Genomic DNA, 26,472 nt, shown 5'->3' with positions numbered 1-26,472 from the left:
TTATTCTTCCTCAGAAGGCGCTGTAGCAGCGGCATCCTGAGACTGAGCAGTTGCTTCCTTGATACTCAAACGTACACGGCCCTGACGGTCAACTTCCAGTACTTTAACCGGAACTTCCTGACCCATTTGCAGGTAGTCAGTGACTTTCTCAACGCGCTTGTCAGCAATTTGAGAAATGTGTACCAGACCTTCTTTGCCGCCGCCAATGGCAACGAACGCGCCGAAATCAACGATGCGCGTTACCTTACCCTGGTAGACACGACCGACTTCGATTTCTGCGGTGATCTCTTCGATACGACGAATAGCATGACGCACTTTCTCGCCGTCGGTGGCGGCGATTTTCACCGTACCGTCATCTTCGATCTCGATGGTAGTGCCGGTTTCTTCGGTCAGCGCACGGATCACAGAACCACCTTTACCGATAACGTCTTTGATCTTGTCGACGCTGATCTTGATGGTGTGGATACGCGGTGCAAACTGAGAAATATCACCACGCGGCGCGCCGATAGCCTGTTCCATCACACCCAGAATGTGCAGACGCGCACCCTTGGCCTGATTCAGTGCAACCTGCATGATTTCGCGGGTGATACCTTCAATTTTGATATCCATTTGCAGTGCGGTAACGCCTTCGCGGCTACCGGCCACTTTGAAGTCCATATCGCCCAGGTGATCTTCGTCACCCAGAATGTCGGACAGCACCACAAAGTTATCGCCTTCTTTAACCAGACCCATTGCGATACCCGCAACGGCGGCTTTGATCGGCACGCCAGCATCCATCAGCGCCAGAGAGGCACCGCAGACAGAAGCCATGGAAGAAGATCCGTTGGATTCTGTGATTTCAGATACCACACGCACCGTATACGGGAACTGAGCGGCAGTAGGCATCACAGCCAACACACCACGTTTCGCCAGACGACCGTGACCAATTTCACGACGCTTCGGCGAGCCAACCATACCGGTTTCACCCACAGAGTACGGAGGGAAGTTGTAGTGCAGCAGGAAGCGATCGGTGGTTTCACCGGTCAATCCATCAATATTCTGTGCATCACGCTCGGTGCCCAGCGTCGCCGTTACCAGCGCCTGAGTTTCACCGCGAGTGAACAGCGCAGAACCGTGGGTTCTCGGCAGCACGCCAGTACGCACATCCAGCGCACGGATCATGTCTTTTTCACGGCCGTCGATACGCGGTTCACCACGCAGTACGCGGCTGCGCACCACATTTTTCTCTATGCTGCCCAGAACGTCCTGAATCTCACCCGCATCCAGCGTGTCGTCCGCAGCCAACAATTGGGCTTCAACGTCAGCTTTGATGACGTTGATTTGTTCGTAACGTTCTTGCTTCTCGGTGATGCGATAAGCATCGCCCAAGCGCGCCTCAGACAGTGCCTGCACGCGTTCCAACAACGCAACGTTGACGGCCGGTGCCTGCCAATCCCAACGCGGTTTACCCGCTTCTTTCACCAGCTCATTGATGTTGTCGATAACCACCTGTTGCTGCTCGTGGCCAAACACCACCGCACCCAACATTTGATCTTCGCTCAGCAGATCCGCTTCGGATTCCACCATCAACACAGCACCTTCGGTACCGGCAACCACCAGATCCAGACGGCTCTGTTTCAGTTCATCAATGGTCGGGTTCAGTACAAACTGGTCGTTGATGTAACCAACGCGTGCGGCACCAATCGGCCCGTTAAACGGCAGACCGGACAGGCTCAACGCCGAAGACGCACCGATCATCGCTACGATATCTGGGTTGATCTGCGGATTTACAGAAACCACCGTTGCGATAACCTGCACTTCATTGACAAAGCCATCGGCAAACAGCGGACGGATCGGGCGGTCAATCAGACGCGAAATCAGGGTTTCGCCTTCGCTCGGACGGCCTTCACGACGGAAAAAACCGCCAGGGAAACGGCCCGCAGCATAAGTACGTTCTTGATAGTTAACGGTCAGTGGGAAAAAGTCCTGACCGGTTTTAGCCTTTTTCGCCCCGACAACGGTTACGAAAACAGCGGTGTCATCCATGCTGACCATAACGGCAGCAGTGGCCTGACGTGCCATCATGCCCGTTTCGAGCGTGACAGTATTCTGACCGTATTGAAACTTACGTACGATAGGATTTAGCAAAATAATATCCTTTACTCAGGGTTTATCATTCTCGGGTTTACCAGATGCCAGCCGATGTCGTTATGTTCGGCACAGCGTCTCCCCGTTGATTACAAACCATCTCACTACATCCTCGCGACTAATGACAACCCTCACGTCATGCGGGAACAAGTCCAAAAAGAGACATGAAGTTTCTCATTAGCCGCGCGAACCTCTGTAGCGAACGGCGACGACAAAGTCGGTAATACATTACTCTGTTTTGCAAGCACTTCCTAGAAGAAAGGGGCCCTATGAGGCCCCTTTCCACTGAAACTCGCCAGATTAGCGACGCAGACCCAGACGCTCGATCAGGGTAGCATAACGCGCTACATCTTTACGCTTCAGGTAGTCCAGCAGCTTACGGCGCTGAGAAACCATACGCAGAAGACCACGACGGCTGTGGTGATCCTTTTTGTGCTCGGAGAAGTGGCCTTGCAGATGGTTAATCTGCGCGGTCAACAGAGCAACCTGCACTTCGGTAGAACCACTGTCGTTAGTGCCACGACCGAAGTCTGCGACGATTTTTGCTTTAGCTTCAACGCTTAGAGACATTGTAATACTCCAAAACAGTATAGATAAAAAAACAGGTGCCGATCTCTAATTCAGCAACCTAAGTAACCTATTAAAAATAGGCCGCACCATTCTACTCTCAGCCATGGCCGATCGCAAGGCAGACACGGTAAGCCTTATTCCGAGAATTCGGCCACCAAACGCTTGGGTGCCACGCGTCCGGCATCATCGATAATCCCCATACCAATAAACGCACGGGCATCGCCTTCGGTGATACGAACCATCCCTTCAACAGGAGCGTTAGCCGCCGCAACAGCCTGCCCAAGTTTGAGATAACCTGCCACGGCTGGCGGCAGATTCACCTCAGGATAATTGCTGACGGGGCTGTCCATAGGCATCAGCAGCGGATCCAGCACCGCTTCAAGGGATTGCCCTTCCGTTTGCGCTTGCGCCAACAGGGCTTGCAATTGATCCAAGGTGACCATGCGCTCTGCCGGATAAGTGGCAACCTGCACGCGGCGCAGATAAGTCACATGGGCACCACAGCCGAGCATTTCACCGAGATCGTCGATGATGGTGCGAATGTAGGTGCCTTTGGAACAGTGAATTTCCAGTTCCAGCTCATCTGCATCGTGACGAATAAACAGCAGTTCGTACACGGTGATATCACGAGCTTCAAGTGGGACCGTGATCCCCTGGCGCGCATACTCGTACAATGGGCGGCCCTGGTGCTTCAGCGCGGAATACATCGATGGCACCTGCTGCGTGGTACCACGAAAGCGTTCCAGTGCCTCCGCCAACGCCTGCTCGGTAAAGGTCACCGCACGCGTTTCCACCACATTGCCATCGGCATCTGAGGTGTCAGTACGCTGGCCCAGACGAGCGATCACCCGGTAGCGTTTATCCGAATCCAGCAAATACTGGGAGAACTTGGTGGCTTCCCCCAGGCAGATCGGCAGCATTCCGGTCGCCAGCGGATCCAGTGCTCCGGTGTGTCCGGCCCGGTTGGCATTAAAAATGCGCTTTACCTTTTGCAGCACGTCGTTGGATGACGCACCTTGTGGTTTATCCAGCAATAACACGCCGTGGATATCACGGCCGCGACGACGAGGACGACTCATCAATCCTCCCGATCGTCGTCACCGTTGGCAGAACGCTTCTCGGCATCGCTGCGCAAGACGTTGGTCACCAGGTTGGACATCCGCATCCCTTCCACCAACGAGTTGTCGTAGGCGAAAGTCAATTCCGGCACCACGCGCAAACGCATGGCCTTACCTAGCAGCACACGAATAAAACCAGAAGCATCCTGCAATGCTTTGATGCCCGCTTTCACCTGCTCGGGTTCGTTATCGTTCAGAAACGTCACAAATACCTTGGCATACGCCAAATCACGTGACAGATCGACACCAGAAACCGTCGCCATGCCAATGCGCGGATCCTTCACTTCACGCTGAAGAATAATGGCGATCTCTTTCTGCATCTCTTGCGATACGCGCTGAGTGCGACTGAATTCTCTAGCCATAATCGAGTCCTCAAGGAAAAATCAGGGGGCACTAGGCCCCCTATAAGTCAATACGACGTGCAAACGTTGCGCGTCTCGCCATACCGTGACCGGTTAAGCGATAGTACGTTTGATCTCGATAATTTCGAACACTTCGATGTTATCGCCAACACGCACGTCGTTGTAGTTCTTCACGCCGATACCACATTCCATGCCGTTACGTACTTCGTTAACGTCATCTTTGAAGCGGCGCAGAGATTCCAACTCGCCTTCATAGATAACCACGTTGTCACGCAGCACACGGATAGGGTTGTGACGTTTCACGATACCTTCCGTCACCATACAGCCAGCGATCGCGCCAAACTTCGGTGATTTGAACACATCGCGAACTTCGGCCAAGCCGATGATCTCTTGCCTGTATTCCGGTGCCAGCATACCGCTCATCGCCTGCTTCACTTCGTCGATCAGATCATAGATAACGGAGTAGTAACGCAGATCCAGACTTTCTGCTTCGACAACGCGACGGGCAGACGCATCGGCACGAACGTTAAAGCCCAGAATGATAGCGTTGGATGCTGCGGCCAGCGTCGCGTCGGTTTCTGTGATCCCACCGACGCCGGAGCCAACAATCTTCACTTTCACTTCGTCGGTGGAGAGTTTCTGCAACGAATCGGCAATCGCTTCCACGGACCCCTGAACGTCGGCTTTCATCACGATGTTCAGTTCGGACACTTCGCCTTCGGTCATGTTGGCGAACATGTTTTCCAGTTTGGATTTCTGCTGACGCGCCAGTTTCACTTCGCGGAATTTACCTTGACGATAGAGCGCCACTTCACGGGCTTTCTTCTCGTCACGCACCACGGTGGCTTCATCACCAGCAGCCGGAACACCGGACATACCGAGGATTTCTACCGGAATGGACGGACCCGCTTCGGTAATTTCACGGCCCAGTTCATCACGCATGGCACGCACGCGGCCATATTCGAAACCGCACAGCACGATATCACCCTTGTTGAGGGTACCTTCACGCACCAGAACCGTAGCAACCGGGCCACGGCCTTTGTCCAAGAAGGATTCAATCACCACGCCGCTTGCCATGCCTTTGCGAACGGCCGTCAGTTCCAACACTTCTGCTTGCAGCAGAATGGCATTGAGCAAATCATCAATACCGGTACCGGCTTTGGATGACACAGGGACAAACTGGCAATCACCGCCCCACTCTTCAGGGATGATGCCGTATTGCGTCAGTTCATTTTTGACGCGATCCGGATCGGCTTCTGGCTTGTCAATTTTGTTGACCGCAACCACCACCGGCACCTTGGCCGCTTTGGCGTGTTGGACGGCTTCGATGGTCTGCGGCATCACACCGTCATCGGCAGCAACCACCAGCACCACGATATCCGTTGCCTGAGCACCACGTGCACGCATCGCGGTAAACGCGGCGTGGCCCGGGGTATCCAGGAAGGTGATCATGCCATTTTCAGTTTCAACGTGGTAGGCACCGATGTGCTGGGTGATCCCGCCCGCTTCGCCTGCAGCCACTTTGGTGGAGCGAATGTAGTCCAGCAGTGACGTTTTACCGTGGTCAACGTGACCCATGATGGTCACGACCGGTGCGCGCGACTCTGCCGCAACACCCATATCACGGTCGCTCATTACCGCTTCTTCAAGCTCGTTTTCGCGACGCAGGATAACCTTGTGGCCCATTTCTTCCGCCACTAACTGGGCCGTTTCCTGATCGATGACCTGGTTGATGGTCGCCATGGCACCCAGCTTCATCATGGTCTTAATGACCTGAGAGCCTTTCACCGCCATTTTGTTCGCCAATTCGGCAACCGTCACGGTTTCACCGATTATCACGTCGCGGTTAACTGCCTGAGCTGGCTTATTAAAGCTTTGCTGCAACGTGCTGGTCTTACGCTTGCCTTTACCACCACGGGTTGCGGCACGCGCTTCTTCACGGTCAGCTTTATTTTCAGACAGGCGGTTGCCTTTCTTCTGCTTGGGAGCTTTAGCTGTCCGGGTGCGGCTACGAGAATTACTTTCGACTTCGCGATCGTTTTCATCTTCAGCGACGCGGGCATGGTGCGACGTAGTGATGTGATAGTCAGTGCTATCCTCTTCTTCCCGCGGTGTCTCACTGGCCCATTTGGCGGCATTTTCTTCCGCCATACGGCGTGCTTCTTCTGCAACACGGCGCGCATCTTCTTCGACTTTGCTGCGAACAGCATCTTCAGATTTACGCTTCAGTTCAGCAGCCTCAGCTTCACGGCGGGCCTTATCTGTCGCAGGAACAGACTTTTTCGTACTATGATTATGTTGGTTGCTCACTTTTTCTTTTTCCGCTGTGTCACGCTTGGCTTTTTCAGCGGCCTCTCGCTTGGCTTGCTCTTCAGCTTCACGTTTCGCTTTTTCAGCCGCCTCACGCTGAGCTTTTGCTTCAGCTTCGCGTTGGGCCTGCTCTTCAGCTTCACGTTGAGCCAGTTCTTCCGCTTCCTGCCGTGCACGCTCTTCTTCTTCAGCCTGCTGACTGCTCAGCGGATCGCGCTGAACATACGTGCGTTTTTTGCGAACTTCAATCTGCACTGATTTACTTTTTCCGCCAGTGCTCGGAATATTCAAGGTACTGCGCGTTTTACGTTGTAGAGTCAACTTACCGGCCGCAGAACCGCGTTCGCGGTTCAAATGCGCCAGCAGCGTCTCCTTTTCCTGCTGAGACACGTTGTCCGATGCAGACTTAGTAATTCCCGCATCAGCAAACTGCTGTATCAGGCGGTCTACCGGAGTCTGAATCTCAACGGCCAGCGATTGTATGGTCACTTCTGTCATGCTGTTCCTTTCCTGCTACAGTGTCGTTATTCGTTTTCGTCGCCGAACCAGCAGATATTACGGGCGGCCATGATCAGCTCACCGGCCTTCTCATCGTTCAGCCCTTCAATATCTGTCAGATCGTCAACGCCCTGCTCAGCAAGATCTTCCAGCGTACATACTCCACGCGCGGCGAGAGTGAACGCCAACTCGCGCGGTAAACCCGGTAAACTGAGCAGATCTTCCGCCGGTTGGCCACTGCCACGGCTTTCTTCCTGCGCTAACGCCAACGTGGTCAATGCCGCTTTGGCACGTTCACGCAGTGCTTCGATGGTTTCCTCATCCAGACCATCGATCTCCTGAAGTTCCTTGATAGGCACATAGGCCAGTTCTTCAAGTGAGGAGAAACCTTCTTCAACCAGCACAGTAGCGAACTCTTCGTCGATATCCAGGTGCTTGGTAAATACGTCGATCGCCGCGTGTGCTTCCGCCTGATGCTTGGCTTGCAGGTCTTCAACGGTCATCACGTTCAGTTCCCAGCGGTCATCTGAACGGTGCTGTTTCAGCAGCTGAGAAGCCAGACGTACGTTCTGCCCGTTACGGCCGATCGCCTGTGCCAGATTGCTGGATTCCACCGCGATATCCATGGTGCAGGTATCTTCATCAACCACGATGGAAACAACATCTGCCGGTGCCATGGCGTTGATGACGAACTGTGCCGGATGATCGTCCCACAGAATGATATCAATGCGTTCGCCGCCCAGTTCGCTGGATACGGCCTGTACACGCGCACCGCGCATACCCACGCATGCACCCACCGGATCGATACGCTTGTCATTGGTTTTCACCGCGATTTTAGCGCGAGAACCCGGATCGCGAGCCGCCGCTTTGATCTCGATAACTTCTTCGCTAATTTCCGGTACTTCAATGCGGAACAGCTCCACCAGCATCTCAGGGCGTGAACGGCTGACAAACAGCTGTGCGCCACGCGCTTCCGGTCTTACTGAGTACAGCACGCCGCGAATGCGGTCGCCCGGACGGAAGTTTTCACGCGGCAGCATATCTTCACGGCCAATCACCGCTTCTGCGTTGTTGCCCAGATCCAACGAAATGTTGTCGCGGTTCACCTTTTTTACCACGCCCGTGACGATATCGCCTTCCTGCTCACGGAACTGATCGACCACCATGGCACGTTCAGCTTCACGTACTTTCTGCACGATAACCTGTTTAGCCGTTTGCGTGGTGATACGGTCAAACGTGACGGATTCAATCTGATCTTCAATGTAGCCGCCGAGGTCGATGCTCGGATCTTCAAATTGAGCCGCTTCCAACGTAATTTCACGCGTCGGTTGCGTCACTTCATTGACGGCAACCCAACGACGAAAGGTATCGAAATCGCCGGTTTTGCGATCGATGCAAACCCGAACGTCAATTTCCTGTTCGTATTTTTTCTTTGTTGCTGTCGCTAACGCAGTTTCCAGTGCTTCAAAAATTTTTTCGCGCGGAACGGCTTTTTCGTTGGAAACTGCTTCAACAACAGCCAGAATCTCTTTGTTCATCCTAGTTGCCTCATCCAAACTTTAAAAGTGGGGTACCAGGTTCGCCTTGTGGATGTTGCTCAGTGCGAACACTTCATCTTTGCCTTCCACTGTTACGGTAATCATCTCACCTTCAACGGATTTGATAATTCCCGCCCATTTACGACGGTTTTGTACCGCCATGCGCAGCACCAGGGTCACTTCTTCGCCGAGGAAACGCACGTAATGTTCTGCGATGAATAAAGGACGATCCAGGCCAGGTGATGACACTTCCAGGTTATAGGCAACCGTAATGGGATCTTCAACATCCAGCACCGCACTCACCTGGTGGCTGACATCAGCACAATCATCAACTGTGATGCCGTCTTCACTATCAATATAGATACGCAGCGTCGATTGGCGACCACGGATAAACTCAACGCCCACCAATTCGTAGCCTAATGCTTCAACGGGTGCCGAGATCATCTCTGTCAATTTCTGTTCTAATGTGAACAAGCGCACCCCCAAGACATAAAAAAAGGGCTAAAAGCCCAGTTATGTTGTTGCCAAATAACAAAAAACCCCGAAATATCGGGGCTTTATGCAACTGGACCCTATATACCGCAACAGTCTGCGGCATTACTTCTCGCAAGGATTTTTTCAAAAAACCGCTGTGGGTGTCATAACCGCCACTCACAGCTCATTTGAAAAAAAACTTAAGCGAAAGAAGTGATTTGGTTGCGGGGGCCGGATTTGAACCGACGACCTTCGGGTTATGAGCCCGACGAGCTACCAGGCTGCTCCACCCCGCGTCCGAAAACGTGGCAAATAGTACGCCGCCAAGCGTGAAAAAGCAAGCTATGAATCAGAGATGATGCGAGGACAAGATCTGAAATCTTTCTCTATTATATTGAAAAGAAAAGACAGTTGTCAACCCTTGAAAAACAGCCCGTCGAGCGCGCACAAAAACAGAGAGAAACGTCTTAATTCAGCGCAAAAACGCTGAAAAAAACAGCGTTTAAGTCGTATCCCTTTTTTAAGAAACTCAATTAGCAAAAAACGCTCCTTATTGTGATGAAACTCACCATTTAAAACAACAAATAGCTCACCTCATCAGCATTTAATCCTTACACGCCGCTCACCCGCTCACTTTGTAACCTACTGAGTGAAAATGTAAATTTACCGTAAAATTAGAGTATGGTAATAAGGAAACGAAATTTACAACTACCACTATTTTTAGGAAAGATGCTAATGACATCGCCTTTTTTAGTAACATCTTGTTATGCGCAGCACAGCAAAATTAACACCAAGTTTAATAAACGCATCATCGCACTCGTGGTAAGCACCGCTATCACCGCCCCCACGCTAGGCTGTGTCCCTTAATTGCTTGAGCTATAGTATCCATCTGTTTCTAAGACACTTTGGATTATGGCTCGCTACGATCTTTCTGATGAAGCATGGGCAATCATTGAGCCCTTGTTACCAACCGTTTTGACATCTCCGCAGGCAGGCCGGCCATGGGCAGAACATCGCAAAATCGTCAACGGCATGTTCTGGATACTGTGTTCAGGTGCCCCATGGCGTGATTTACCTGAACGTTACGGCCCATGGAAAACCGTTTATAACCGTTTCAATAGATGGTCAAAGTCTGGAATTATTAACATTATTTTTAATAGGTTACTTTCATTTCTTGATGCTCATGGACTTGTTGACTGGTCAGCCACTGCGCTGGATGGCAGCAATATCCGTGCGCTCAAATGTGCGGCTGGCGCTCAAAAAAAACATCCCGATATTACCAACGATAACAGCCTGGGTCGCTCACGAGGTGGTTATGGCACCAAAATCCACATGGCGACTGACGGAAGCGGCATCCTGCTAAATATCGTACTGAGTGCTGGGCAGGCTCACGAAAGCCTGTTCGCGTTACGACTCCTGGACGGCATTGGCGTGCAACGGCAGAACGGTAGAATGAAGCGTCGTGGTCATGCGGTACTGGCTGACAAAGCCTACTCTGGCAATGCACTCCGTAACAAGTTGAAAAGAAAAGGGATAAAACGGTTATTCCCCGAAAATCAAATGAAAAACTGGCTTCAGATGGACGCTCACAACTTTATCGTGATGCTTATCGCCGTCGCAGCGTTGTAGAAAGATGTTTTGGCCGTTTAAAGGAATATAGACGGATTGCCACACGTTATGAAAAAACGGCAAGAAACTATCTAGCAATGGTGAAACTGGGCTGCATCCGCTTGTTTTACGCCCGGTTACGTAATTAAGGGACACAGCCTAGGTGCAACGTTGCCTGGCGGTGCCACGGTCGCTGCGGGTAACGTATCTATTGGCGGCAACGGCAATGCGATGACGGTAACTCAGCAATCCAATACTGCCATTGTTAACTGGAACAGTTTTTCTGTCGGTCAGGGCCAATCCGTTAATTTTATCCAACCGAGCAGTTCCTCGGCGATCCTCAATCGGGTAACCGGCTCCACACGCTCCTCGATCGCGGGCACGGTAACAGGGAACGGGTAGGTTTATCTGATCAACCCGAACGGTATTGCGATCACCTCCTCCGGCTCAGTAAAAGTGGGCGGTGGATTTGTCGCCTCAACGCTGGACATCAAAGATGAGGATTTCCTTAAAGGAAAAAGCCAGTTTACCGGAAACGGAAACTCAGCAGAGGTGAGTAATGCCGGGATCATCAGCGTAGGGCGCGGCGGATATGCGGCCTTGATGGGTGGCAGCGTAAAAATGACGGGCTTATCAATGTATAGCCAAGCGACTTAATTTTGATTACACCATATGGACTGAGAACAAACTCTCTGTATCGCAACCCATCTCTCTTTTTTTGCTTTTTGCTTGTGCCCATTTATGCTCAATTGGGTTAAGATCTGGCGAATATGTAGGCAAATACTCCACCATATACCCTGCATCGATGATGACTTGTTGAATATTATGTTTTTTGTGAAAAGTGGCATTGTCCATCATGATTACACTGTTTTTAGGGAGTACTGGGATAAGGACTTGTGTGACCCAGGCATAGAAAACATCGCTGTTAATATTGATATCAAATAATCCGATAGCAAACAGCGTTGTGCCTAATAAAGCGCCGATAACATTTGTTCTTCCCCTAGCTCCCCAGTTCTTCAGGCCAAAACACCGTTGACCTTTTGGGGAATAGCCGTGAGTCCGTGGGGCATCGTGTGAAAAACCACTTTCATCAATAAAAACAATAGGTTTACCTTCTTTTTCATACTGTTGTTTTTTTTGTTGAAATCCCTGCCGGGCGTTTTCGTCGGCTTTCGGATGACGTAGAGTTTTTTTTATAGGTCAATCCCAGCTTTTTAAGCGCTTGCCAAATGGCCTTCTGACAAACGCCAAAACGCTCTGCACGTTCTTTTTGGTAAGCATCTGGATATTGTTCAACATCTTTTATCAACTCGGATTTATCGATCTTTCGCTGACGCGTGGTCGATGCTTTTGACTCTATTTGATTAATCCAACGCGATACAGAGGCAGGGCCAATCCGAAATTGCTTCGCTGTTTCTCGGATACTCAACCCTTCGTTTTTCCGTGTAGATATCACTTTACGTCTAAAATCAATTGAATAGCTCATTTAAATAATGTAATCAAAATTAAGTCGTTTAGCTATACCGGTAGGCAAAGTGGGCTTGGGAGCCGCCGAGAAAGCCACGTTCGATCTCTCTGGCGATGGTTTCCTTCAAGTTGCCGTACCAAGCACCTCCGGAGTGAAAGAGGCGTTAATTCAGAATAACGGGACCGTATCCGCTGACGGCGGAGCCGTTATCATGACGGCTGCAACCGCACGCAATGCCGTCCGCAACGCCATCAACCTCTCCGGCGTTGTTGAGGCCAACAGCGTGGGCGGCCAAAACGGCGCGATCACCATTGGCGGCGGCGAAGGTGGTACCGTTACCGTATCGGGTACCGTGACCGCCACTTCGGCGCAGGGCAATGGCGGTAAGGTGAACATTACCGGCGATTCGATTGCTCTGGCGGGCGCCACGGTGGATGTCTCCGGTAAAACGGGCGGTGGCACCGTTAACATTGGCGGTGAACGCCAAGGCAAAGGCAGTACACAGCGCGCCACGACCACCACGCTTTATGCCACCACCGTGGTAAAAGCGGATGCAACCACCGATGGCAACGGCGGTAATGTTGTTGTGTGGTCAGATAAGCATACCCACTTTGCGGGCAACATCAGCGCTCGCGGCGCAGGTGCTGGCAGCGGGGGCGAAGCGGAAGTCTCCGGCAAAGCGACACTGGCTTACACGGGCAAAACCGATCTGTCGGCAGACAGTGGTAAATACGGTAACCTGCTGCTCGATCCGCACAATAAGCGTGTTGCTTAATAGTGAAATAAGGGTGTTTCGGTGATTGAAGTAAATTTTACGCTGTTCTGAGATGGAAATTCCAAAGACCGGCGCTAAGGAGTAAGAAGGTATAGCTAAACGACTTAATTTTGATTACATTATTTAAATGAGCTATTCAATTGATTTTAGACGTAAAGTGATATCTACACGGAAAAACGAAGGGTTGAGTATCCGAGAAACAGCGAAGCAATTTCGGATTGGCCCTGCCTCTGTATCGCGTTGGATTAATCAAATAGAGTCAAAAGCATCGACCACGCGTCAGCGAAAGATCGATAAATCCGAGTTGATAAAAGATGTTGAACAATATCCAGATGCTTACCAAAAAGAACGTGCAGAGCGTTTTGGCGTTTGTCAGAAGGCCATTTGGCAAGCGCTTAAAAAGCTGGGATTGACCTATAGCCAACCGACTTAAAAATGATTACATCCTATGCCCTGATATGCGGCAAAGAAGCATAGCTGGCTGTTATCAAAATAATGTCGCTTGGCTATATAAAAAAAACTCTACGTCATCCGAAAGCCGACGAAAACGCCCGGCAGGGATTTCAACAAAAAAAACAACAGTATGAAAAAGAAGGTAAACCTATTGTTTTTATTGATGAAAGTGGTTTTTCACACGATACACCACGGACTCACGGCTATTCCCCAAAAGGTCAACGGTGTTTTGGCCTGAAGAACTGGGGAGCTAGGGGAAGAACAAATGTTATCGGCGCTTTATTAGGCACAACGCTGTTTGCTATCGGATTATTTGATATCAATATTAACAGCGATGTTTTCTATGCCTGGGTCACACAAGTCCTTATCCCAGTACTCCCTAAAAACAGTGTAATCATGATGGACAATGCCACTTTTCACAAAAAACATAATATTCAACAAGTCATCATCGATGCAGGGTATAGCCAAGCGACATTATTTTGATAACAGCCAGCTATGCTTCTTTGCCGCATATCAGGGCATAGGATGTAATCATTTTTAAGTCGGTTGGCTATATTGTGCGCAGTATGCTCAGCCTGAAAGTGGATGATTACCTGCTCAAACCGGTCAAACAGAGCATCATGACCGATGTGATCAAAAGGGTGCTGCATTACGATGAGCAGGATAATCAGGTAACACGTGAACTAAAACAAAAAGTGTTTGCCCTGATCGACGACGGCGATTATCCCGCCTGGCATGAGCTGGTGTTTCAGACCATCGACGGTGCCTACTGGGATAAGTCTGGCGATCGCCGTCAGACGGTCGTGGATTTTCTTGCGCTGCTTGACCAATACGTGACGGCGCAAGGCGACAAGTTCGCCGCTTCTCATTCTGCGGCGCTGAAAGGGGTGATGCGCGACGTTGCCAGCCGTGGGCTGACGGAAGGGCTTTACTACCGTATTTTGCGCGGTGTTTTTACGCTAAGCGAAGCCCTGTTTGAGCGGGCGTTTAAAAGCGTTGCACCGCAGGGGGATTTTATCGAACGCGCGCGCTATCACATCGAGAAGAATATTTTCAGTAACATCACCCTGGATGATATCGCCGAACGCGCTTTTGTCAGCGCCTGTTATCTGAGCCGTGCCTTTAAGAAGGCTACCGGCACCGGTTTTTCTACCTATGTGGCAAATAGAAAAATTAAAATTGCCAAATCTCTGCTGCAATTCAGTGAGTTAAAGGTCAATACCATTGCGCTGGAATTGGCGTATCAGGATGCGAATTATTTCTGCCGCATCTTCAAGAGAGAGACCAATATGTCACCTTCCGACTACCGCAAACTGATGGTGTTTAACCCGCAGGTGACCCCACCGGAAGCGGGTAGCAGCGTAGTGCTACCCGCGCGGTGATAACGCAAAATAGTCCAATCTGACAGCAAGAAAGTTCACCAGAGCCGATCGCCCCACCGCGTAAAATAGCGGGATACTCTCAGTGGGGCGAGGCGTGTGTGGACGAGTACCTGTTTACTTCCGAATCGGTGGCGGAAGGCCATCCGGACAAAATCGCCGATCAGATTTCCGACGCGATTTTGGATGCGGTGTTGCTACAAGATCCCTGGGGCCGCGTGGCGTTCGAATGCCTGGTGAAGACCGGCGTCGCCATTGTGGCTGGAGAGATCACCACTACCGCATCGATTGATGTGGAAAGCGTGGTGCGCCACGCCATCAAACAGATCGGTTATAACCACTCTTCGCTCGGCTACGACGGCAATACCTGCGGCGTGCTCAACCTGATCGGGCGGCAGTCGCCGGATATTGCCAGCGGCATTCAGGGGGCGGCGTTAACTGAGCTGGGCGCTGGCGATCATGGCATTACCTTTGGCTACGCCACGGATGAAACGCCGGAATTGATGCCTGCCACCCTGGTCTATGCACATCAATTGATGGCGCGTCAGGCCCAATTGCGTAAATCCGATCGCCTGCCCTTTTTACGTCCAGATGCTAAAAGTCAGGTGACGCTGCGCTACCGCGATCGTCAGGTGATTGCGGCGGACACCATCGTCATTTCCACACAGCACGCACCCGACGTCTCGCTTGAAACACTGCGCGAAGTGGTGATCGAAGAGATCGTCAAACCCGTACTTCCCACACGCTGGCTGACGCCACACACCCGCATTCTGGTCAATCCGGCCGGGGCGTTTGTCACGGGGGCTGGTGGATGACTGCGGACTGACCGGGCGCAAGATTATCGTTGATACCTATGGCGGCGCTGCGTGCCACGGTGGCGGTGCATTTTCGGGGAAAGACCCTTCCAAAGTCGATCGCTCAGCGGCCTATGCGGCACGCTACGTGGCCAAGAACATCGTAGCCGCCGGATTAGCGGCGCGCTGTGAAGTGCAGTTGGCCTGGGCTATCGGCGTCGCGCGTCCGGTAGCGGTGCGCATCAACACGTTTGGTACCGTGCGGGTGAGTAGCGCCCGGTTGCAGCAACTGGTGGACGCGCATTTCGATCTCAGCGTTTACGGCATGATTACGTCGCTTGATTTACTGGCGCCGCGTTATCGCCACACAGCATGTTACGGGCATTTCGGGCGATCCGATTTTCCCTGGGAATTCACCGATAAAGCCGCGTTGTTACAGAGCGCGGCTTCATTGATATAACGATAAACAGGAATCGCTTATGGGTAAGCAAAGTTTGGGTCTGATAGAAACCGTGGGGCTTGCCGCGGCCGTTGAGGCAGCGGATGCGGCGGTGAAATCTGCTAATGTCAATCTGGTTGGCTATGAGCTGACAAAAGGCGACGGCATGGTCACCGTGAAGCTGGAAGGGGAAGTGGGGGCCGTCAATGCCGCGATTGCAGCGGCCAAAGTGGGGCAGGTCTACGCCCATAAGGTGACTGCGCGCACCGCTGAAGGGATTGAAGCCATCACGCATTCAGCAGACACGGTTGGCGTTGCCAAACCGCAGCCACGGGCACCGGAAGTGGTTATCACGCCGCCTGCTGCACCTGAGCCAGAAGCGAAAGAAACCACGATTCCTGTGGTGATACTCGAGCCAAGCGATAATGGCGCGTCATGCGGGGATATAGCCAAGCGACATTATTTTGATAACAGCCAGCTATGCTTCTTTGCCGCATATCAGGGCATAGGATGTAATCATTTTTAAGTCGGTTGGCTATATATGGTGGAGTATTTGCCTACATATTCGCCAGATCTTAACCCAATTGAGCATAAATGGGCACAAGCAAAAAGCAAAAAAAGAGAGATGGGTTGCGATACAGAGAGTTTGTTCTCAGTCCATATGGTGTAATCAAAATTAAGTCGCTTGGCTATATCATCAATAAAGGGTCTACGATTCCGTAAAATTTGGGTCATGCAACCGAGGCGCTTGATACCCGCGATGGGTATGCTAAGCATGACCCGGCTGGTAATAATTCAGGCAACTCCCGCAATGGCAAGACATCTAAGAGCGTACGTAGCCAAAATGGGGAGATCGAGCTCGATATTCCGCGCGACCGCAACAGTATAGCCAACCGACTTAAAAATGATTACAGCCGATGCCCTGATATGTGGCAAAGAAGCATAGCTGGCTGTTATCAAAATAATGTCGCTTGGCTATACCTTCGAGCCGACACTGATCGGTAAGCACGAAAAGCAGCTTATAGCTAAGCGACATTATTTTGATAACAGCCAGCTATGCTTCTTTGCCACATATCAGGGCATCGGCTGTAATCATTTTTAAGTCGGTTGGCTATAACGGCTTCGATGACCGCATTATTTCTCTCTATTCCAGAGGGCTATCAACCCGTGATATTCAGGATCACTTTAAAGAAGTCTACGGGGTCGATGTTTCCGCTGACTTCATTTCTCAAGTGACCAATGCCGTGATGGATGACGTTAAGCGCTGGCAGCAACGGTCGCTGGATGCGTTTTATCCCATTGTTTACCTTGACTGTATTGTGGTCAAAAGCCAGGACGGCGGAGCCGTGACCAACAAGTCTGTTTACTTGGCTCTAGGCATCAACGGCCAGGGCGAAAAAGAGCTGCTGGGGCTATGGATAGCCAAAACCGAGGGGGCCAAGTTCTGGTTATCTGTAATGACAGAACTGAAAAATCGTGGGCTACAGGACATCTTCATCGCCTGCTGCGATGGCCTGAAGGGCTTTCCTGATGCCATTGAAGCTGTTTACCCGCATACGCGGGTACAGCTTTGCATCGTGCATCAGGTGCGGAACTCGCTGCGCTACGTCGGCTGGAAAGAGCGTAAAGCCGTTGCTGCTGACCTCCGCACTATAGCCAACCGACTTAAAAATGATTACATCCTATGCCCTGATATGCGGCAAAGAAGCATAGCTGGCTGTTATCAAAATAATGTCGCTTGGCTATATCTATAGTTCCGCAACGCTAGAGGGCGCTGAAGAGGCCCTGGATGCCTTCGCGGCCAAATGGGATGAGCAGTTCCCGACGATCAGCCCATCGTGGAGAAATAATTGGGAACGTCTCATCGTCATGTTTGATTTTCCGCAGGAGATTCGCAAGGTTATCTACACCACCAACGCGATAGAGTCGTTAAATGCTTCATTGCGCAAGATAACGAAAACGCGACGAATATTTCCAACGGATGATTCGGTGCTAAAATTATTCTATCTAGGTTGTGTCCCTTAATTACGTAACCGGGCGTAAAACAAGCGGATGCAGCCCAGTTTCACCATTGCTAGATAGTTTCTTGCCGTTTTTTCATAACGTGTGGCAATTCGTCTATATTCCTTTAAACGGCCAAAACATCTTTCTACAACGTTGCGACGGCGATAAGCATCACGATAAAGTTGTGAGCGTCCATCTGAAGCCAGTTTTTCATTTGATTTTCGGGGAATAACCGCTCTTATCCCTTTTCTTTTCAACTCGTTACGGAGTGCATTGCCAGAGTAGGCTTTGTCAGCCAGTACCGCATGACCACGACGCTTCATGCTACCGTTCTGCCGTTGCACGCCAATGCCGTCCAGGAGTCGTAACGCGAACAGGCTTTCGTGAGCCTGCCCAGCACTCAGTACGATATTTAGCGGGATGCCGCTTCCGTCAGTCGCCATGTGGATTTTGGTGCCATAACCACCTCGTGAGCGACCCAGGCTGTTATCGTTGGTAATATCGGGATGTTTTTTTGAGCGCCAGCCGCACATTTGAGCGCACGGATATTGCTGCCATCCAGCGCAGTGGCTGACCAGTCAACAAGTCCATGAGCATCAAAAAATGAAAGTAACTTATTAAAAATAATGTTAATAACTCCAGACTTTGACCATCTATTGAAACGGTTATAAACGGTTTTCCATGGGCCGTAACGTTCAGGTAAATCACGCCATGGGGCACCTGAACACAGTATCCAGAACATGCCGTTGACGATTTTGCGATGTTCTGCCCATGGCCGGCCTGCCTGCGGAGATGTCAAAACGGTTGGTAACAAGGGCTCAATGATTGCCCATGCTTCATCAGAAAGATCGTAGCGAGCCATAATCCAAAGTGTCTTAGAAACAGATGGATACTATAGCTCAAGCAATTAAGGGACACAGCCTAGCCTTGCATAATATCTCGGCTAAATGGACCCTACCAATCAGAGACTGGAAACCGGCTATGAGCCAATTCATGTTGATGTATGGAGATCGGATTTCCGGTTAAGCGATGGAGCCATTTACACGAAATTCTTTACAGACTCGGCTCGCATTATTAACGATAAACTATTTCACAGCTTCCACAGCTTTGATCAGGTCTTGGTATTTTGCGCCAAACTGATCGCGTACCGGTTGTGTCGCTTTGTAATAGTAATCGGTATCAATGTCGTAGAAATTCACGCCGCCAGCCTTCATTTTATCTAACGACTGATGGTTATAGGCATTCCACAATTCACGCTGTTCAAGTTGTGCTTCTTTCGCTAATTTAAGAATCAATTCCTGTTGATCTTTGGTGAGTTTATCCCATTTGGTTTTTGAATAGAGGAACAGTTCCGGAATAATAAAATGACGGCTCCAGGTAAAGTTTTTAGCGACCGGCATGTAGTTGTGCGCGACGAATGTGGGCGGATTGTTTTCCGTGCCATCGATAACGCAGGTTTGCATGCCGCTGAACACTTCACTGGTCCCCATAGCGATAGAGTTGGCACCCATGGCTTTCAGCGTAGCCAGTGCTACCGGGCTGCTCTGGACACGAATCTTCATGCCTTTGAGGTCTTCTGGTTTGGCGACCGGGGCTTTGGTGATCAGGTTACGTGTACCGGCATCCATCCAGCCAAGGAACACCAGCTTGGATTTGCTGTTATTGGGGCTTTGTTGAATAATTTAACCGTTTGATTTACATCTTCTTTAGGTAGAATGCATGTACAGAGACTGTATTTTGTTAGAACGACAAATCAAGTAGTTAGCACAATAAAAAGCATTACGGCTGGAAAACTTAGTTGTTGAAGTGTTATAATAATTATGTAAATCAGCATGTTAAATTATTCAACAAAGCCTGTTATTGGTAATCTTGTCACCAATTTCCTGACCAATTTTTCCGTCTAGCACTTTGTGCATATGATCTTCATCACGGAAAATATAGGGCAGGGTAAACACTTCGATTTCTGGCAAAATGGCGGCAACGGGGGTCATGGATACACGAATAATATCGATGGCACCCAATTGTGCCTGCTCAATCATTTGCTTCTCATCACCTAACACCCCGCCTGGAAAGGTTTTTATTTCCAGTTTTCCATCCGTGGCGGCTTTTAATTTCTCTCCCATTTTTTGTACGGCTACCACATTGGGATAGCCTTCGGGGTGAACATCGGATGCTTTGATTTGCAATGCACTGGCTGAATAACTCATAAACAGCGTGGCGGAGCTTAGGCAGATGCCTATCAGTGTTTTGGATAGCTTCATTCGGGTCTCCAGAAGTCTCGAAGATATATTCGTGGTGCGACTATTATTGCTCTATAAATAAAACCCGGTGCGTAATGAAGGGAATTAAAAAATTAAGTCAAAATAATTTCCCCTCATATTCAGGGGTAAACTAACCTATTATACCACTTTACGGAATGACTCGTATCACAAAAGATGTAGGTAACTGAATGAAACAATTGATGGTAATTGATTTCTAAATTGTCATTTTAATGTCTATGGAATTGTTTTTAGTGCTATTAATTATTGCTGATAAGGTTTTTCCTGTAAGACAACTTATCGTTCTCTAGGCTTTGTTGAATAAATCAGAATTAGCCGACAGGATGACTCCCTCTGCTACACCTGTTATCCTATCCTGACGCTGTGTGGCATACCCAACAACGTCATACGGTTCAGCGCTTTGACCATCGCTATGGCTTCACCTACTTGAGCCTCATAGTCACGCAGGCTCAGATGGCCACCCAGCAAAGTTTTTATGCGGAACATCGCTGTTTCTGCCACTGAACGCCGGTGATAACCCACTTTCTTTTTCCACATATCATTACTCCCGCTCAGACGCTGATTCGCCACCGCATGGTTACGTTCATGGTACTTGTCCGGCCAGTATTTGGCTCCGCTTCGCGGCGGGATAAGGGGCCTGATTTTCTTTCTTAGCAACGCATCGTGGCAGTAACGGGCGTCATAAGCACCGTCTGCTGACACTTCCCTGATTTTTCGGTGGGTTTGGTTAATCAGGCACGGCAGTGCCTGCGCATCTGTCGTTCCGCTGAGCGATAAGTCGGCACAGATAATCTCATGCGTCGCACTGTCTGCTGCCAGATGAAGCTTGCGCCACACTCTTCGTCTGTCAGCCCCATGCTGCCTGACTTTCCATTCACCTTCGCCAAAGACCTTCAGACCGGTACTGTCGATGACCAGATGCGAGATTTCACCACGCGTTGGCGTTTTTATGCTGATACTGACGGTTTTTGCCCGCCGACTGACCAGAGAGTAGTCCGGGCAGCGCAGTGGCAGGCTCATCAGTGTAAAAACCGAGTCGACAAAGCCCTGTAATGCCCGGAGCGACAGGTTAAACACGCGCTTTATCATCAAAACCGTGGTAACAGCCATATCGGTGTAGTAAAGCGGCCGACCACGACCTTCAGGCGAAGAACTGTCAGTCCATGCAGCGATGGCCGACTCATCAAGCCAGACCGTCAGGGAGCCGCGTTGTCTGAGTGCTTTGTTGTAGGTGGGCCAGTTGGTGATTTTAAACTTTTGCTTTGCCATGGGGAGCTGCTATCGGGAGCGATGATAGTGCTTTGATCCGGCGATCCCCTGAAAGTTCGATTTATTCAACAAAGCCCTTTTGGACAGGTCGCTCTGTCCCATCAATAAAGACGTCTTTAACTCCAGGAAAGGCGCGAAAAAATTCCTCAGCAGAGCGAATTTGACGAGCGGGCAAAACACATTCTCGCCCCAAGGTCATCTCTAAAACCGGCAATAATATTTTTACCCAGCGACATACCCGTGTTCTATCTAAACCAAAAAGAAGTCCTTGCAAATCATAGGTCGGATAACATTTTAAATACAATAAAATAAAAAGCAGTTTATCTAATGGGGTTGGGATAAATCCTTTCTGCCCTGCACCCATCTGCCGCTCGTGATCTTTTCGATTCTTTTTCCGATAAATCAAATAACAAGCTGAAAATTCAGCGGCTAAATTTTTCAATTCTTCGACTGATAATCCAATGATTGCTTTACATAAACGATTATCTCGTAACAACCGCTCTTTGTTGATCATTTCAAACCTTTATTCTCTAAGTTAAACCTCTTTTTATTCTCAATAGCCTGACAAAAAATGCAAGTCTCTATTCAGCAACTAGTTTATTGGAGACCAGAGTGGAGATTCACGTTTTACACCGTCAAGGCATGTCCATCCGCGCCATCGCGCGGCAGCTTTCATGCTCCCGCGAGACCGTTCGACGATATATCCGTAGTCCACTACCGGTGGCTGACATGCGTTACAAGCCGCGTATGCCTAGAACATGCAAGCTTGACCCGTTCAAGCCGTATGTTCTCGAGCGCGTTGCTGCTGCCAGACCACAGTGGATACCGGCCAGTGTGCTGCTGCGCGAGATAGGCCAACGGGGATATGATGGCGGCTATAGCATGCTTACCGCATTTCTACACCCCATGAAGCAGCCCGTTATAGCTAAGCGACATTATTTTGATAACAGCCAGCTATGCTTCTTTGCCACATATCAGGGCATCGGCTGTAATCATTTTTAAGTCGGTTGGCTATACTGAGGCGGTCACGCGCTTTGAGACCGAACCCGGCGTACAGATGCAGGTTGATTTCACCATCGTCAGGCAGGGCCATAACCCGTTGCTGGCCTTCGTCGCTACGCTGGGCTGGAGTCGGGCGACTTTCGTCAAGTTCTACAGCAACCAGGAGTCCGCAGCCTGGTGTGACGGCATTGAGTCTGCACTTAAGTTCTTTGGCGGAACTCCGCATCAGTTGCTGTTCGACAACGCCAAGGCCATCATTATTGAGCGTGATGTCTACGGGCCCGGCAAGCATCGCTGGAACCCACAGTTGACGCAACTGGCTGAGAAGTATGCCTTTACGCCTAAAGTTTGCCATCCCTACCGCGCCAAGACTAAGGGCAAGATCGAACGCTTCAACCATTACCTCAAGAACAGCTTTGTTGTGCCGCTTGCCGCCACGTTTCGCCAGGCTGGGCTGATACTGGACGTCCCCGCGGCTAATGCACGCATTGGTGAGTGGTTGATCACCGTTGCCAACACCCGTAAACATGGCACCACCGGTATTCCGCCTGAACAACGCATGCCGCGTGAGCGGGCTGCGTTGTTGCCATTGCCGAAGATAACACTGGCATTGCCTCCACCGGTACCGGCGAGTTGCTCGCGCCCCATACCCACAGAGAGTCTCCAGCACCCGTTGGCTACGTATCAGGCGCTACTGGAGGTAGAAGCATGAACCTCCAGCATGATCGTATCGCAGCGCTCTGCGAGCAGCTTAAGCTCGATAGATTACCGGCTGAGTGGCCCGCCGTTGCTCAGACGACGATCGACAGCAACGGCACTCATGCCGACTTCCTTGAAGCTGCTTTACAGCTTCAGCATGATGGGCTGAACGAACGGCGCCGGCAGACTATTTTGCGTTTATCAGGCCTACCGGTGATCAAGACGCTGGAGCAGTTTGATTTCGCCTTTGCGAGTGGCGTACCTCGCAGTCAGATCCAGGAGTTGGCCGGGCTGGCGTTTATCGAGCGTCAGGAGAACCTGGTCTTGCTGGGTCCGTCCGGGGTAGGTAAAACGCACCTGGCGACAGCACTCGGCTACAGAGCCGCGATGGCCGGAATGAGTATTCGGTTCGTCACAGCCGCAGATCTGATGCTACAGCTGCTCGCATCACATCGTCAGGGGGAGTTAAAAAGCTATCTTAATCGCGTTGTGGGTAAGCCTAAGTTGTTGATCATAGATGAGGTTGGCTACCTTCCCTTCGGTAAAATGGAAGCCAATCTGTTCTTCCAGGTTATCGCTAAACGGTATGAATCAGGCAGCGTGGTCCTGACCAGCAACCTGCCGTTTACCCAGTGGTCGGGGACATTCGGAGATGATGAAACTCTGACGGCGGCGATGCTGGATCGGCTGCTTCACCATGCGCATATCGCGCAAATCAGCGGTCAAAGCTATCGACTGAAAGATAAGCTGAAAAGCGGTCAGATCCAGAAGAAAACTAAAGCAGCTACGCTCGAGTAATTCAAAGGGGGTGGGTCAGTTTTACTTTGGCAGGGTGGGTCAGAATTCAATCGGTATTGACAGTTTGTTTCCGGTTGCGTGCACCAATGCCCAGGTTGCTACAACAAAAGCACCTGGCGGCTCAATTCCGGCCAGCCTTTTACTCAGGCACTGGAAGACCAGATCATTGCCGATTTGCAGGATACACAGATTCCGCGCCAGGGCTTGACGCTTTCCGGCGGCGATCCGCTCCATCCGCAAAACGTACCGGATGTGCTGCGTCTGGTGGAGCGCATTCATGCCGAATGCCCCGGAAAAGACATCTGGATGTGGACTGGCTACCTGCTCGCTGAGCTTACGCCCGAACAACAACAGGTTGTGTCACTGATCAACGTACTGGTGGACGGTAAATTTGTACAGGATCTCAAAGATCCTGCGTTAATCTGGCGCGGCAGCAGCAATCAGGTTGTCCATCGTCTGCGATAACAGACGCAGAGTTAACCGTGCAGTTCCGGCGCAAGCGGCGGACTGCCCCAGACGCGCAGCTCCTCGGCTTCGAGCACCGTCACACTGGCTTTCGGTTCGGGTGAAAAGGCGTGATTCATCAGTGCCCGCGCTACGGCTTTACCTTCTATCGCTCGCCATTTGGCCGGTAACAATTTGAACAACGGCGCTGACAAGTGCTCCAGCGGCCGCGGCGTTGTGCGCTCACCCAACAGCAGTGAAGGGCGTACCAGGGTCAAATGTCGCCAACCTTGCTGACGCAGCGCCGCTTCCATTTCACCTTTGATGCGTGAATAGAAAAACGGTGACGTGGCATTGGCTCTCATGGCGCTCACCGTGAGCAGGTGAGTTGCTCCCAGCGCCTTGGCATGCGCAGCACTGTCGACCACCAGCGTGTAATCCACAAAGCGAAACGCCTGTTTGCTGCCCGCCTGCTTGCGCGTGGTCCCCAGGCAGCAAAACACGATATCGACCGGCTCATGCAATTGCGCCAGCGCAACGCGCACATCTTCATGACAAGGATTGACCAGTTTGTCCTGTGTGGGCAGCGGCCTGCGCGTGGGCGCGTAGATAACCTCTACCCGGCTATTGGCTTGCAGCAGCTTCAGCAATTCCTGCCCAATCAATCCTGTCGCGCCTAGCAGCACTACTCGACTCATGGCTCCTCCTGTTGCCGGATGCATTCAGTTACTCGTCGTTTTCCTCATCGCGATGCCAATGGCGCTTGGTGCCAAAACCCAGCGTGTTGTCCGTCATCTTCAGGGTATCGATCCCCAGGCGCCAAACGGGTGAGGTGGCCCCTCGCGCGATGGGGAAACGCTGGGTGTAGCGTTCGCGGGCCGACACGGCATCTTCGCCCTGTAGCAGTAAGGCCTGACCGCTGAACTGCACCCCTTTGATCAGCATGACGGTTTTGGGTTGACCAGCAATCGTCCCGGCAATTGCCGGGTAGCGCAGCATCATTTCACCATGGCGCGTCGAGGTTTCTGTCATGATGTAGAAAGCGACCTCATTTTTGTCATAAGTATAGAAGCAGCTCGCACACCATAATTCCGAATATCTCCCTACGCATAGCGTCAACACATGCAGCTTTTTCATATAGCGGGAAATAATAGACAGCTCATTTCCTTTGCTCATCAGGCCTCTCCTGGTGCTATGACACGCATGACACACCCGCGCGCGTTAAAACAAAAATCAGAATATTACGCATTACCAATTCCACCGCTATATTCCCTGTGCTATGCGTGATTGCACGGTAAAACCTTATCTTAGTTCGATAAGTTACTCGTAACCTCTCATAATGCGTCATGGCGGTGAAAAATCAACCTGTTGTAATCATTACACCGTGCTGTAGTGCAAACAAGCAGCGTCACCGCTGCCGAAAGCGCAAGCCATGTCTTCAAGATAAAAAGCCGGTGTGAAATCGTGAATGACCTAGGCACGTTGCTGACGGCACACTTTACACGATGTGTTGGGGAGAGAGTTTGACGTTGATGGGGTTATACGGGGACGCCGTAGGCAAAGGGGCAATATCCGCCTTTTACCTGAGCACACAGAATGACAAGCCGTCCCTCCAGAAGCGCGGGACGGTACAGGCAATTATTTACCCGCTGACTCCATACCCACCAATCCGACTTTCAGATAGCCCGCTTTGCGCAAGGTATCCATAACACGCATCATGGTTTCGTAATCAACGGTTTTGTCGGCCTGGAAGAAAATGGTGGTCTCTTTGTTAGCACCCGTTTGCTCATCCAGCAGAGTCGTGAGCCCTGTCTCGCTCACGGCAATATCACCCACATACAGCTGCTTGTCCGCCTTCACCGTCAAATATACCGGCTTTTCCGGACGAGGTTGCGGCACTGCCGTGGACGCTGGCAAGTCGACACGAATATCGACGGTCGCCAGCGGCGCTGCCACCATGAAGATGATCAGCAGCACCAGCATCACGTCAATGAACGGCGTGACGTTGATGTCATGCATCTCGCTGTCACCGCTCGTATCATCGTGCAAATGCATCGCCATAAC

At 50.9% G+C, this 26,472-nt stretch carries 25 protein-coding genes, 1 tRNA gene and 7 pseudogenes; 15 read left to right on the top strand and 18 right to left on the bottom strand.

The window, feature by feature from the left end:
- The 8 genes from pnp to ACQGXV_RS14330 all read right to left on the bottom strand — a co-directional run bounded on the left by pnp (window position 1) and on the right by ACQGXV_RS14330 (window position 9,293).
- A complete protein-coding gene (gene pnp / locus ACQGXV_RS14365; protein ID WP_440866721.1) occupies window positions 1-2,127 on the bottom strand; it encodes a polyribonucleotide nucleotidyltransferase in 2,127 nt (708 codons plus the stop codon).
- Window positions 2,128-2,427: 300 nt separating this feature from the next.
- Complete coding sequence (gene rpsO / locus ACQGXV_RS14360) at window positions 2,428-2,697, bottom strand: 30S ribosomal protein S15 (RefSeq protein WP_222159529.1); 270 nt, start codon at window positions 2,695-2,697, stop codon at window positions 2,428-2,430.
- Between the two features lie 134 nt (window positions 2,698-2,831).
- A complete protein-coding gene (gene truB, locus ACQGXV_RS14355) occupies window positions 2,832-3,776 on the bottom strand; it encodes a tRNA pseudouridine(55) synthase TruB (protein WP_440866720.1) in 945 nt (314 codons plus the stop codon).
- Window positions 3,776-4,177, bottom strand: a complete 402-nt coding sequence (gene rbfA, locus ACQGXV_RS14350; RefSeq protein WP_440866719.1) for a 30S ribosome-binding factor RbfA — start codon at window positions 4,175-4,177, stop codon at window positions 3,776-3,778. The genes truB and rbfA overlap by 1 nt, the downstream gene beginning before the upstream one ends.
- A gap of 93 nt (window positions 4,178-4,270) precedes the next feature.
- Complete coding sequence (infB, locus tag ACQGXV_RS14345; RefSeq protein WP_440866718.1) at window positions 4,271-6,985, bottom strand: translation initiation factor IF-2; 2,715 nt, start codon at window positions 6,983-6,985, stop codon at window positions 4,271-4,273.
- 26 nt (window positions 6,986-7,011) lie between these two features.
- The gene (gene nusA, locus ACQGXV_RS14340; protein WP_440866717.1) at window positions 7,012-8,523 is read right to left on the bottom strand and encodes a transcription termination factor NusA; all 1,512 of its coding nucleotides are present in this window, start codon (window positions 8,521-8,523) and stop codon (window positions 7,012-7,014) included.
- 21 nt (window positions 8,524-8,544) lie between these two features.
- Complete coding sequence (rimP, locus tag ACQGXV_RS14335; protein WP_440866716.1) at window positions 8,545-8,997, bottom strand: ribosome maturation factor RimP; 453 nt, start codon at window positions 8,995-8,997, stop codon at window positions 8,545-8,547.
- A gap of 219 nt (window positions 8,998-9,216) precedes the next feature.
- Window positions 9,217-9,293 (bottom strand) — tRNA-Met (locus ACQGXV_RS14330).
- Window positions 9,294-9,909: 616 nt separating this feature from the next.
- Between ACQGXV_RS14330 and ACQGXV_RS14325 the strand changes: the two genes are divergently transcribed.
- A protein-coding gene (locus ACQGXV_RS14325; protein WP_440866715.1) for an IS5 family transposase occupies window positions 9,910-10,754 on the top strand; the annotation gives its coding sequence in 2 pieces (ribosomal slippage) (window positions 9,910-10,537 and window positions 10,537-10,754; 846 coding nt in all).
- A gap of 82 nt (window positions 10,755-10,836) precedes the next feature.
- Window positions 10,837-11,262, top strand: a pseudogene (locus tag ACQGXV_RS14320) (two-partner secretion domain-containing protein).
- A gap of 6 nt (window positions 11,263-11,268) precedes the next feature.
- Here ACQGXV_RS14320 and ACQGXV_RS14315 read toward each other — a convergent pair.
- The gene (locus ACQGXV_RS14315; RefSeq protein WP_440862665.1) at window positions 11,269-11,802 is read right to left on the bottom strand and encodes an IS630 family transposase; all 534 of its coding nucleotides are present in this window, start codon (window positions 11,800-11,802) and stop codon (window positions 11,269-11,271) included.
- Entirely contained in the window at window positions 11,726-12,091 is a 366-nt protein-coding gene (locus ACQGXV_RS14310) for an IS630 transposase-related protein (protein WP_440862584.1), read from the bottom strand. Before ACQGXV_RS14310 ends, ACQGXV_RS14315 begins: the two co-directional genes overlap by 77 nt.
- A gap of 55 nt (window positions 12,092-12,146) precedes the next feature.
- Between ACQGXV_RS14310 and ACQGXV_RS14305 the strand changes: the two genes are divergently transcribed.
- From ACQGXV_RS14305 to ACQGXV_RS14265, 9 genes and pseudogenes are all read left to right on the top strand, one after another.
- Complete coding sequence (locus ACQGXV_RS14305; RefSeq protein ID WP_440866714.1) at window positions 12,147-12,848, top strand: hypothetical protein; 702 nt, start codon at window positions 12,147-12,149, stop codon at window positions 12,846-12,848.
- A gap of 127 nt (window positions 12,849-12,975) precedes the next feature.
- Window positions 12,976-13,281, top strand: a complete 306-nt coding sequence (locus ACQGXV_RS14300; protein ID WP_440866713.1) for an IS630 transposase-related protein — start codon at window positions 12,976-12,978, stop codon at window positions 13,279-13,281.
- A 25-nt stretch (window positions 13,282-13,306) separates the two neighbouring features.
- On the top strand, window positions 13,307-13,435 hold the full coding sequence (locus ACQGXV_RS14295; protein WP_440866712.1) for a hypothetical protein: 129 nt from the start codon (window positions 13,307-13,309) through the stop codon (window positions 13,433-13,435).
- 16 nt (window positions 13,436-13,451) lie between these two features.
- Window positions 13,452-13,784, top strand: a complete 333-nt coding sequence (locus ACQGXV_RS14290) for a transposase (protein WP_440867427.1) — start codon at window positions 13,452-13,454, stop codon at window positions 13,782-13,784.
- Between the two features lie 83 nt (window positions 13,785-13,867).
- Window positions 13,868-14,683, top strand: a complete 816-nt coding sequence (locus ACQGXV_RS14285) for a helix-turn-helix transcriptional regulator (RefSeq protein WP_440866711.1) — start codon at window positions 13,868-13,870, stop codon at window positions 14,681-14,683.
- 98 nt (window positions 14,684-14,781) lie between these two features.
- Window positions 14,782-15,934: pseudogene (metK, locus tag ACQGXV_RS14280) on the top strand (methionine adenosyltransferase).
- A 19-nt stretch (window positions 15,935-15,953) separates the two neighbouring features.
- On the top strand, window positions 15,954-16,439 hold the full coding sequence (locus ACQGXV_RS14275; RefSeq protein ID WP_440865595.1) for a BMC domain-containing protein: 486 nt from the start codon (window positions 15,954-15,956) through the stop codon (window positions 16,437-16,439).
- 15 nt (window positions 16,440-16,454) lie between these two features.
- Complete coding sequence (locus ACQGXV_RS14270) at window positions 16,455-16,583, top strand: transposase (protein WP_440862618.1); 129 nt, start codon at window positions 16,455-16,457, stop codon at window positions 16,581-16,583.
- 92 nt (window positions 16,584-16,675) lie between these two features.
- A pseudogene (locus tag ACQGXV_RS14265) lies at window positions 16,676-17,938 on the top strand (IS256 family transposase); the annotation flags it as partial.
- Here ACQGXV_RS14265 and ACQGXV_RS14260 read toward each other — a convergent pair.
- A protein-coding gene (locus ACQGXV_RS14260; RefSeq protein ID WP_440866710.1) for an IS5 family transposase occupies window positions 17,935-18,779 on the bottom strand; the annotation gives its coding sequence in 2 pieces (ribosomal slippage) (window positions 17,935-18,434 and window positions 18,434-18,779; 846 coding nt in all). The pseudogene ACQGXV_RS14265 and the gene ACQGXV_RS14260 sit on opposite strands and share 4 nt — an antisense overlap.
- A gap of 23 nt (window positions 18,780-18,802) precedes the next feature.
- Here ACQGXV_RS14260 and ACQGXV_RS14255 point away from each other — a divergent pair.
- Window positions 18,803-18,943: a hypothetical protein gene (locus ACQGXV_RS14255; RefSeq protein ID WP_440867868.1), complete on the top strand. Its 141-nt coding sequence runs from the start codon at window positions 18,803-18,805 to the stop codon at window positions 18,941-18,943.
- A gap of 59 nt (window positions 18,944-19,002) precedes the next feature.
- On the opposite strand, the pseudogene dctP (ACQGXV_RS14250) reads toward ACQGXV_RS14255, so the two are convergent.
- The 4 genes and pseudogenes from dctP (ACQGXV_RS14250) to ACQGXV_RS14235 form a co-directional block, all read right to left on the bottom strand.
- A pseudogene (gene dctP / locus ACQGXV_RS14250) lies at window positions 19,003-19,572 on the bottom strand (TRAP transporter substrate-binding protein DctP); the annotation flags it as partial.
- 201 nt (window positions 19,573-19,773) lie between these two features.
- Window positions 19,774-20,178: pseudogene (gene dctP / locus ACQGXV_RS14245) on the bottom strand (TRAP transporter substrate-binding protein DctP); the annotation flags it as partial.
- Window positions 20,179-20,541: 363 nt separating this feature from the next.
- Window positions 20,542-21,465, bottom strand: coding sequence for an IS5 family transposase (locus tag ACQGXV_RS14240; protein ID WP_440862725.1), 924 nt, complete (start codon window positions 21,463-21,465; stop codon window positions 20,542-20,544).
- Window positions 21,466-21,526: 61 nt separating this feature from the next.
- Window positions 21,527-21,979 carry a helix-turn-helix domain-containing protein gene (locus ACQGXV_RS14235; RefSeq protein WP_440866709.1) on the bottom strand — a complete coding sequence of 151 codons (453 nt, stop codon included), beginning with the start codon at window positions 21,977-21,979 and terminating at the stop codon, window positions 21,527-21,529.
- A 128-nt stretch (window positions 21,980-22,107) separates the two neighbouring features.
- On the opposite strand from ACQGXV_RS14235, the pseudogene istA reads away from it, so the two are divergent.
- The 3 genes and pseudogenes from istA to nrdG all read left to right on the top strand — a co-directional run.
- Window positions 22,108-23,179, top strand: a pseudogene (istA, locus tag ACQGXV_RS14230) (IS21 family transposase).
- A complete protein-coding gene (gene istB, locus ACQGXV_RS14225) occupies window positions 23,176-23,964 on the top strand; it encodes an IS21-like element helper ATPase IstB (protein ID WP_440865726.1) in 789 nt (262 codons plus the stop codon). The pseudogene istA and the gene istB overlap by 4 nt, the downstream one beginning before the upstream one ends.
- 63 nt (window positions 23,965-24,027) lie before the next feature.
- Window positions 24,028-24,429: pseudogene (gene nrdG / locus ACQGXV_RS14220) on the top strand (anaerobic ribonucleoside-triphosphate reductase-activating protein); the annotation flags it as partial.
- 11 nt (window positions 24,430-24,440) lie between these two features.
- Here the strand turns inward: nrdG and ACQGXV_RS14215 are convergent.
- From ACQGXV_RS14215 to exbD, 3 genes are all read right to left on the bottom strand, one after another.
- Entirely contained in the window at window positions 24,441-25,106 is a 666-nt protein-coding gene (locus ACQGXV_RS14215) for an NAD(P)H-binding protein (protein WP_440866708.1), read from the bottom strand.
- A gap of 28 nt (window positions 25,107-25,134) precedes the next feature.
- Entirely contained in the window at window positions 25,135-25,584 is a 450-nt protein-coding gene (locus ACQGXV_RS14210; RefSeq protein WP_440866707.1) for a YhbP family protein, read from the bottom strand.
- Between the two features lie 462 nt (window positions 25,585-26,046).
- Complete coding sequence (gene exbD, locus ACQGXV_RS14205; protein WP_222159263.1) at window positions 26,047-26,469, bottom strand: TonB system transport protein ExbD; 423 nt, start codon at window positions 26,467-26,469, stop codon at window positions 26,047-26,049.
- Window positions 26,470-26,472 lie beyond the last annotated feature (3 nt).

The sequence above is a fragment of the Symbiopectobacterium purcellii genome (genome assembly GCF_052050035.1).
GTDB lineage: Bacteria > Pseudomonadota > Gammaproteobacteria > Enterobacterales > Enterobacteriaceae > Symbiopectobacterium > Symbiopectobacterium purcellii_A.
The sequence above is the reverse complement of the archived record's forward strand: the minus strand, read 5'-3'. Positions and strand labels throughout refer to the sequence as shown.